The 8,221-nt window shown below is 64.9% G+C and carries 8 protein-coding genes and 1 pseudogene; 3 read left to right on the top strand and 6 right to left on the bottom strand.

What is annotated here, in order from left to right; translation table 11 throughout:
* From EB084_14720 to EB084_14695, 6 genes and pseudogenes are all read right to left on the bottom strand, one after another.
* Positions 1-1,026, bottom strand: a 1,026-nt coding sequence (locus EB084_14720) for a hypothetical protein (GenBank protein ID NDD29511.1), incomplete at its 3' end; no start/stop codon positions are given.
* A gap of 297 nt (positions 1,027-1,323) precedes the next feature.
* The gene (locus tag EB084_14715) at positions 1,324-1,773 is read right to left on the bottom strand and encodes a VOC family protein (GenBank protein ID NDD29510.1); all 450 of its coding nucleotides are present in this window, start codon (positions 1,771-1,773) and stop codon (positions 1,324-1,326) included.
* A gap of 941 nt (positions 1,774-2,714) precedes the next feature.
* Positions 2,715-2,897 (bottom strand): annotated as a pseudogene (locus tag EB084_14710) (hypothetical protein).
* A gap of 313 nt (positions 2,898-3,210) precedes the next feature.
* Complete coding sequence (locus EB084_14705) at positions 3,211-3,525, bottom strand: hypothetical protein (protein NDD29509.1); 315 nt, start codon at positions 3,523-3,525, stop codon at positions 3,211-3,213.
* 149 nt (positions 3,526-3,674) lie between these two features.
* The gene (locus EB084_14700) at positions 3,675-5,414 is read right to left on the bottom strand and encodes a radical SAM protein (protein ID NDD29508.1); all 1,740 of its coding nucleotides are present in this window, start codon (positions 5,412-5,414) and stop codon (positions 3,675-3,677) included.
* Positions 5,415-5,473: 59 nt separating this feature from the next.
* Entirely contained in the window at positions 5,474-6,070 is a 597-nt protein-coding gene (locus EB084_14695; protein NDD29507.1) for a hypothetical protein, read from the bottom strand.
* A gap of 166 nt (positions 6,071-6,236) precedes the next feature.
* Here EB084_14695 and EB084_14690 point away from each other — a divergent pair, with 166 nt between their 5' ends.
* The 3 genes from EB084_14690 to EB084_14680 form a co-directional block, all read left to right on the top strand.
* Positions 6,237-7,163 carry a hypothetical protein gene (locus EB084_14690; GenBank protein NDD29506.1) on the top strand — a complete coding sequence of 309 codons (927 nt, stop codon included), beginning with the start codon at positions 6,237-6,239 and terminating at the stop codon, positions 7,161-7,163.
* 161 nt (positions 7,164-7,324) lie between these two features.
* Positions 7,325-7,756 carry a nitroreductase family deazaflavin-dependent oxidoreductase gene (locus tag EB084_14685; protein NDD29505.1) on the top strand — a complete coding sequence of 144 codons (432 nt, stop codon included), beginning with the start codon at positions 7,325-7,327 and terminating at the stop codon, positions 7,754-7,756.
* A 157-nt stretch (positions 7,757-7,913) separates the two neighbouring features.
* On the top strand, positions 7,914-8,221 hold a 308-nt coding region (locus EB084_14680), incomplete at its 3' end, for a hypothetical protein (GenBank protein NDD29504.1).

The raw sequence follows: 8,221 nt of genomic DNA, 5'->3' as shown, positions 1-8,221 counted from the left end.
GTTGCCTGCTCTGCCCGCCGCCTTGGCTGACCGCTCTGTCTCGATGTTGCTGCCGAAGTCGCGCGCCTGCACGGCTTCGATGGCGCGGTCGTACTTCGCCTTGTCGCCCACCGCGGCATTTCCGAGGAGGTCCTTGCCATCCTGGCCGTAGACCTGAGACAGCTGCAGCGTGCCGCGCTTCATTGCGGCGGCGATGGCGCCGAGGGTCTGCACGTCGTTCTGGCCGACGCCGCCGCCCTTGGCCAGGTCTTCATTGCCGGTCTTCTCGAGGATCTTCTTGAGCTCGGCATTGTCGTAGTTGCCGCCCGCATTCTTGTAGCGCGATGCTACGAGTGCGAACGTTGCGGCCTGGCGCGCGCCAGGGTTGTTCGAGTTGAGGTCGCGCACCAGCACGTTGAGGTTCTGGCGCATCTTGTTCACGTCGTTCAAGCGGTCTCCCGCGTAGAACTCAGCGGCGTAGCCCTCGACGATGGCCGATCTCGCCTGGCTCGTGGGAACAGAGCCCTTGCCCGTCACGACGCTGTTGTTCACATTGCCGTTCTGGTCGACAGCGTCGATGTAGCGCTGGAGGTCGGCGTCGGTCGACTGCGAGCCGGCATTGCCCACGGGCCTACCACCGATGGGGCCGCCGATGGGCGCGAGCTGCCCGCCGCCCTGCGCGAAGGAGCCGAGTGAGCCCAGCAGCTGCTGGATGTTGCCGGCCTGACCCTGAAGCTCAGGGGTGAACCCAGAGAACCCGAGGGGACCCGCTCCCGGTGAAAGGCTGAAGGGCTGTCCGAATCCGCCACCCGCGAGCCCGCCCCAGAGAGAGCCGAGCTGGCTGTAGACGCTGAGCATCTGCTGCGCCATCTGGAACTGCATCAGGGCCAGCATCGGGCTCGGTCCGCCGATGGGGGAGAGCCCCGGGGACGCCGACACTCCTCCGAACGGTGAACCCGCACCCAGAATCTGTCCGAGGAGAGATCCGCCTCCCAGTCCGCCCTGGAAACCGATTCCTCCCGTGAGACCCGCTCCAAAGATGTCCATTTCGCTGTTCGTCCTCTCGCTCTACGTCGTTGTGGTCCACCGTCTGGACCGACCGCTGAACCGCGACCCGCGCGGGCCGCAACTCCCTTGCGCTTACTTCAACGCAGAAAAGCCGGAAATCTAGGTCGATTTGTTACAAGAATGCGAATAGAAAGTAAACAATTTATTGACAGCTCAGTCTTGGATGATCAGGCTCTCTGTGCGTGCGGTGCATCGTACCGCGGGCGTGCCCGCCGCCAGGTCTGCCGGTCGCGGCACGAGACGAGGCGAGCACACCCGCGACAGAGGCAAGAAGGCTCAGACGTGCGGGTCGCGGCTGGCGGTCATCATCTCATCGACGGTGACGTCCTTCTTGTGCGTGGCGAACATCCACTGATGCCCGTCCGGGTCGAGCAGCAGGCAGGTGCGCGACCCGAAGAACTGATCGTTCGGCGCCAGCACGACCTTGGCCCCAGCGGCTTGCGCGCGTTCGAACAGCGCGTCGACGTCGTCGACGTAGACGAAGAGCGAGACGGGGGTGAAGCCAAACGAGACGGGGGCTCGAATTCCTCGCTCCAGGCTCTCGGGGCCGATCATGATCGTGCAGCCGTCATGCACGACCTCGCCGTGCATGACCTTGCCATCGGGTCGAGGGAGCATGAACTTGCGCTGAAATCCGAAGGCCTGCTCATAGAATGACATCGCCGCACCCACGTCCTTGACGGTGAGGTGCGGCGTGACGGCCGTGGATTTCTCGGGCATTCGCATGGGGTGGAACCTCCCGCAGTGAGATGCGTACGAGGTTCACGATCGGGCGGGAGAACCCTCCCGCGGTGCGTCTAGCCGTAGCTCGGAGCAGGTCCCCCGCTCACACCTCGGCCAACCGCCACGCCACCCCCCCCACCGTTCAGGAAGGGGCACTGCGACGGGTCGTTCGATCCGAAGATCTGGGCGAATACGCTGATTGAGCCAGGCCGTGCCGCGGTTCGCGGATCGACCGGGGGCAGCAGGCCGGCGCGCCGCTTGGCTGCCTCCGCCAGCGCTTCATCCATGGTGCGCTGCTGGGTTGCCGCGGGACCTCCGTTGTAGATGTGGTCGAGGGTGTTGATGAACGTGTTCTCCAGCGAGTTTCCGTTCACGACACCGTCGGCCTTGTCTGCGTTCAGAAGCGTCTGCAGGTCGCCCTTGTTGAGGTTTGCCTCGAGGGTGTTGTTGCTGTTCATGGCGTATTCGAGGATTGCGCCATCGACCCGGCCCCCCGTGAACAGCGGCGAGTGACCCCACAGCTGGAGAACCTCGTTCTCGTACTGCGAGAGCCCGTTCTGGCCGCTCTGGCGGTTGGCCATGTTGACCTCGCCGGTGGCGAAGTTGACGGGGGAGTTTCCGTAGCGGGCGGAGATGTCTTTTCCGGTGATCTGCTGATACAGACCGAAGAAGGCACGATCGAGTGACTTGCCGGTGATTCCGCCGTACTGCGCCTGATCTTGTGCTGCAAGCTTGCGGGCCAGCGCGACCTCGGCGGGCTTGAACTGCTCGGGATGGTTGAGCACGTTGAGGAGAACTCCGCCGTCCTGCTTGCCCGCCGACCCCATCTGGATGCCCCAGAGGTGCAGCGCAGCGCGCTGCTCCTCGTTCATGCCGCTGAGCTGGTTGCGCTGCTGCGTGGAGAGCGACTTGTAGTCGATGTTCGTATTGATGGGGGGCGCGTTACCGCCTTGTCCTCCCGGCCCGCCATAGGGCAGGGGAGGCAACGTGCCGCCCTGCCCACCCAGAGGCGGCAGCGAGATGCCGCCGTAGCCGTGGGGCCCGCCATAGCCTCCGCCGAAGCCTCCGCCATAGCCTCCGCCGCCTCCGGGGTAGCCCAGGCCGAGCCCTCCGCCGGCGAGCCCACCCCACAGGTGCTGGAGGCGTTGCAACGAGGTGAACATGGAGAGCATCATCATCTGCTCGAACCCTGCCGTGGGCGCGGGTGAGAACGCGCTCACGAACGGCGCGGGCAGCGTCGATGGCGGCGTCACCGCGGCGTTCTGGAGCAGCTGGAAGAGCGTGGCGGCCGACTGTGCCTGGGGATTTGGAATGGCGTTGCCCACGAATCCGAACTCGATGCCCAGGATGTTGTCCATCATGCCTCCAGGTGCATTGTTTGTGACTGCCGGTTGAGAATGGTCTACGGGGAGATGGCCGCTACGGCCTCTCAGGTGTGGGTCAGTAAGCGTCGAGGCTGATCTCCTCGAGATTGTGCAGCTGCATCGTGCTCACGTGGTCGAAGCGACCGAAGGCTCTCTCGGTGCGCAGGCTGGCGGTCTCGCCCACCTCTTCGAGCTGCGCGTGGGCGATGGAGGTCATCTCGATGTGATCGAAGCGGCGCGATGCCTTGCCGCTGTTGAAAGCGTCGTTGACCTTGCGCTCGAGGCGCGCCGCAAGCCCTGCGAGGCGATCGAGCATCGACGCGCCCGAGGCCTGCTGCGGCAGGTCATTCTTCTTGTCGATCAGCGAACCGAGCTTTGCCCAGCCTTCCACGATCGGTGGTCCTCCACGTCTTGTGCCGCGGTGGTGTGGCGCACATCGATGCGCATCACCGCAGTCTCGCTCTGAACTCTCGGGATGTTTCTCAATGCGCGAGGTGGACTCGTCTACGGGGGGATTGTGAACAAAAGGTAACGTGGAGGTTAAAGTTTTGTAAAATCAACCGGGACCGGTGTAAGCGCTTCCGGCGCTTTTTCCGGCGCTTCGCTGAGCGAGCCGCCTGCGATGAGACGTGCGTGCTCGTCTTCGAGCACATCATTCAGTCCGGGGCTCATCGCGGCGGTGACGACCAGACGCATCGAGGCGTGCATCTCGGCGGGATGCGCGTCGAACGTGTGCACCAGGGGCTCGAGGACGCCGCGCCAGCGCGGTAGCAGGAAGACCCGTTCGAGCATGGTGAGCAGGGTGGGGTAGCCGAGCCGCTCGAGCAGCCCCGCCATGGTCTGTGGGTACGACGCCTGCAGGTGATAGTAGCAGGGGGGCATCTGGGAGCACAGGTAGTTCTCCAGATCAGACATCGAGTTCACCTTGAAGAGCTGCAGGTTGTTGAGGTATCCGCGCTGGTTCGACGCGCCCATGATGTTGAGATAGCTCTCCAGATCGGGGGCCCACAGGGTGATGTCGTGCTTCTCCGGACGCTGGAAGGCGGGAGAGCCGGGGTCGGTCGAGAAGCGGAGGTTCCGCACCTCGCAGCTGTGGCCGAAGCGCCTGTTCAGCGCGTCGACGTAGGCGATGGTGCCGTACACGGCCTCGCGCGTGTCGTAGGGCATGACGTAGCCGAAGTAGACCTGGCTGTAGAGGCCTCGTCTTGCGATGGCGTCGATGTTGGCCTCGAGCTCTGCGTTGGAGTAGTGGATGCGCGCGTCCTTGTTTCGCAGGCGGGCGTCTTCCGACCACGTTTCCGGAGACATCTGGAACAGGCCGATGTCGAAGGTCTCGCGCATGGCGTCGATGAGCGCTTCGGTGGGCAGCTTCCAGGACCCGAAGCAGCAGGTGAGGCCTTTCAGTCCGCGGTTGCGGACCCGCGCGAAGAGATCGAGGTAGTACGCGCCCTCCGGCTCGGGGTCGTAGTCGAAGTAGATGTTCGTGAACCCTCGCTCCACCGCCGTCTCGATTGTGCGCATCACCGATTCGGGAGAGCGGTACACGAAGCGCGTCCGGTTGTTGATCACCTTCTGGGCGGGCGCTGCCCCCCCGCAGAAGCTGCAGTTGAAGGAGCACCCTCTTCCCGTGCTCACGAGAAAGGTCTTCTGGCAGGCGATCTCGGGACGCGTTGTCCAGTAGCCGGGGGCGTACGCATGGGCGTCCTTGAGCAGATCGAATCGCGCGAAGTCGAGGTCGTCGAGGTCTTGCGGGCGCGCCGTGTAGGTTCTCGGGTTCTCGACGATCTCTCCGTCGCGCCGCCAGAGCAGGTTGGGGACGTGCCCGAGATCGGAGCGGTGGTCGAGCACTGCTGACGCATACTCGCGGAAGGGGATCTCCCCATCGCCCTGTATCACGGCGTGCACGGCAGGATGATGCTCGAGCACCTGTCGCGCGAAGTAGCTGGCGGTGAAGCCCCCGAGAACGACCTTGGTTCTCGGGCTGTGCTTCGCCAGCAGCGCCGCGAAGCGCAGGGCGCTCTCGATGGTCTTGGCCCAGTGCACCGAGAACCCCACGACCTCAGCACCCGTCTCGATCACGTGATTCACCAGGTTGAAATCGGGCGAGGCGGTGAAGGAGGTGTGGAGATTGACGATCTCGACGGGCACTCCCGCACGGTCGGCCACGTCGGCGATGGAGAAGAGCCCCATGGCCATGAGCCCGATCTCCATGCGATCGGTCAGGTGGTTGTTGGGCCCGATCCAGAGGAGGTTGGGAACGTGTACGAGCAGTGCGCGCATTTCATGATCTGTTCGCGCCTCGGGGGAGAGGTTCCCGCTGAGGACGCCAGGCGCCGGGGTCAGGCCGCCTTGTCAGCCCGGGTGCGGAAGTAGCGCAGGCTCTCCGCGTCGATGACGTGCATGTGCTGGTCTTCCACGAACGTGTAGACCATCGTGGCCTCTTCCTTGCCCGGGAGGTGCGTCATCGCGACCTGGGCCACCACGGGCTTGCTGTTCGCCTCGTTGAGGTTGTACGCGAGCAGGGGGTCTCCCGCGAACGCCTGGTACAGCAGGCGACCGCCCGGGAGAGAGACGAGGAACGTGCCGTCCTTGCGCTCTTCCTGGATGAGGCCGGTCTTGGGGTTCTCGATGCGCACGGTGCCGTCTTCAAAGCGCTTGATGAGGCGGCCGTCGGCAAGGGTCTCGGTGTTGTAGTCTTCGTAGCTGTCGCGCTTGATGACGATGCGGGGCTGCTCTTCGGTGGCGGCCATCCCGTCTTCGCGAGCGAGGTTGGCGGTGGCGCCGCTGCGCGTCATCGATTCCTCGGCCAGCTGCGCCTGACGCTGCGCGTCCATCTCGAGCGCCTGCATCATCACGGGCGACATGGCCGCCAGCATCATGGCGAGGTACTGCTGCAGCTTGTCCTTGTCGAGGCCGATCTGGGGAATCATGGTCATTGCGCGAGTCCGATGTCTTTCCGCGATCGCGTTCCTTCGTCGCACACAGTGTTCGGGAACGTTGATCGCCTGCTCTCTTGCCCCTTCTATCAGGCCAGGGTGGCGTGTCGTCTATGGGTGTATGTTAACGTGAGGTAACCATCGTGTAAAAGTTTTGTAAATCGCGATGGGCGCTCGCCCCTCACGAAGGACGTGCGCCTCGCAGCGTTACGTGATCTGGGGCTCGACCTACCTGTTCATCCGCATCGCGGTGGACGCGCTACCCCCATTTCTCATGGCGGGTGTTCGGTATGGCACCGCCGGCGCGGTGCTCTACGGGCTCGCCCGCGCCCGCGGCGCTCCCACGGGTACGCGCCGCGAGTGGCGTGCGGCGACCGTGGTGGGGGGGCTGCTCCTCGTGGGGGGCAACGGTCTTCTGAGCTGGGCCGAGCAATACGTGCCGACAGGGCTGGCCTCGCTGCTCATCGCGACGGTTCCCTTGTGGATGATGCTCGAGCGCTGGGGGCTCGAGGGGGTTCGCCCCGACGGTCTCTCGCTTCTCGGGCTGGTCTTCGGATTCGTCGGTCTGGCCTTCCTCGTGCTGCCCACGCTCACGGGAGCAGGCGCAGCGCACGGTCTGGGCGTTGCCGTCGTGCTCCTGGGGGCGGTGTCGTGGGCGACGGGGTCGGTGCTCTCTCGACGCCTTCCGCTGCCCGCGGATGCGCTGCTGGCAACGGGCATGGAGATGCTCAGCGGAGGCGTCCTCCAGGTTGCGGTGGGCCTCCTGGCGGGTGAGGCGGTTCGCCTGCAGGCATCATCGTTCACGCCGGCCGCTGTGGGGGCCGTTCTCTATCTCATCGTGTTCGGCTCGCTCATCGGGTTCACGGCGTACGTCTGGCTTCTCGGGGTGGCCTCGCCCGCGGCGGTCTCCACCTATGCCTTCGTCAACCCTGTCGTGGCCATGCTGCTGGGCGCGGTCTTTCTTCGTGAGACCATCACGGCACGCATGCTCGTCGCGTCCGCGGTGACCCTTGTGGGGGTCGGTTGCATCACGGTCTCCTCCTCTTCGAGGCTCGACCGCACCGTTCGCCAGACCGTGGAGGTGGCCGAGTAGCCTTCGCAGCAGCGGGCGTGATGCGCTCGAACAACCCCAGCGGGGGGAGGCGTGCGCCATCTGCCCGAACAGCGCCCGAAGACGCAGCTGTGTTGACGGTGGTAGCGGGATGCTGCAACGCGCCAGCGAGATCTCCCCTATCGGGGTTGACGGAGGCAACAATGCATCGCCTGGTGTTCAAGACGCTCACCGCCCTGAACAACGCGCTCTACCGCTGGTCAGGTGGCCGCCTGGGCGGTCGCTTCGGCAAGGCCCCCATCTTCCTTCTCACCGTGCGCGGACGCCGGAGCGGGCGTCCCTTCACCGTTCCGCTTCTCTATCTCGTGGACGGTGGCGACTACATCATCGTCGGATCAAAGGCGGGCGACGCGAAGCATCCAGACTGGTACCTGAACCTCGAAGCCAATCCCGAGGCGCAGGTTCAGATCGGAGAGCGCTTCGAGCGCGTGCGCGCCGAGACCGTGGCTGCCGACGAGAAGGCGCGCCTGTGGCCCTGCCTCGTCGAGATGTACGCCGACTTCGAGTCGTACCAGAAGTGGGCCGCGGGGCGTGACATTCCCGTGGTGCGGTTGCGTGTCGTCAAAGAGACCTGATCGGGTCGCCTCGATGTGATGCGTGTCACGCGCGGTGGGGGTTGATCTCCCGCCGACGCCAGACGGTGTGCCGAATCACATTTTCCGCTCTCGCAATGGCGCATACTGACGTCAGAGAGAACGTCAGACAGCAATCAGAAAGCGAGAGTGTAGACAGATGGACATCCTGAACAGTGTTGTGAGCTTCGGCAGTAGCGTGGTGAATGAGGTCGGCAAGGCCCTCGAAGGCGTTGTCGAAGGCACGGGTGAGGCGCTGCAGGGCGTCGACAAGGCGGCCAGCGCGGTACTCGGGAATCCGACGGTGACCACCATCGCCGGTGGCGTGGTCGGCGGCATCGTGGGCGGCCTCACCGGCGGGCCTGCGGGCGCGGTCATCGGCGCGGGCATCGGTGCCGCGGCGGGTGCGGCGGTGGGCAGCTACTTCCAGTCGACGGGCACGGTGCTCGGTGACCCCCTCTCGATGGG

Source organism: Pseudomonadota bacterium, from assembly GCA_010028905.1.
Taxonomy (GTDB): Bacteria; Vulcanimicrobiota; Xenobia; order RGZZ01; family RGZZ01; genus RGZZ01.
The sequence above is the reverse complement of the archived record's forward strand: the minus strand, read 5'-3'. Positions and strand labels throughout refer to the sequence as shown.

What these genes read in the sequence shown, in the direction of transcription:
- EB084_14715 (NDD29510.1), bottom strand. Translation starts at nt 1,773, where the DNA reads ATGCGAATGCCCGAGAAATCCACGGCCGTCACGCCGCACCTCACCGTC.
- EB084_14700 (NDD29508.1), bottom strand. Translation starts at nt 5,414, where the DNA reads ATGCGCGCACTGCTCGTACACGTTCCCAACCTCCTCTGGATCGGGCCC.
- EB084_14695 (NDD29507.1), bottom strand. Translation starts at nt 6,070, where the DNA reads ATGACCATGATTCCCCAGATCGGCCTCGACAAGGACAAGCTGCAGCAG.
- EB084_14690 (NDD29506.1), top strand. Translation starts at nt 6,237, where the DNA reads ATGGGCGCTCGCCCCTCACGAAGGACGTGCGCCTCGCAGCGTTACGTG.
- EB084_14685 (NDD29505.1), top strand. Translation starts at nt 7,325, where the DNA reads ATGCATCGCCTGGTGTTCAAGACGCTCACCGCCCTGAACAACGCGCTC.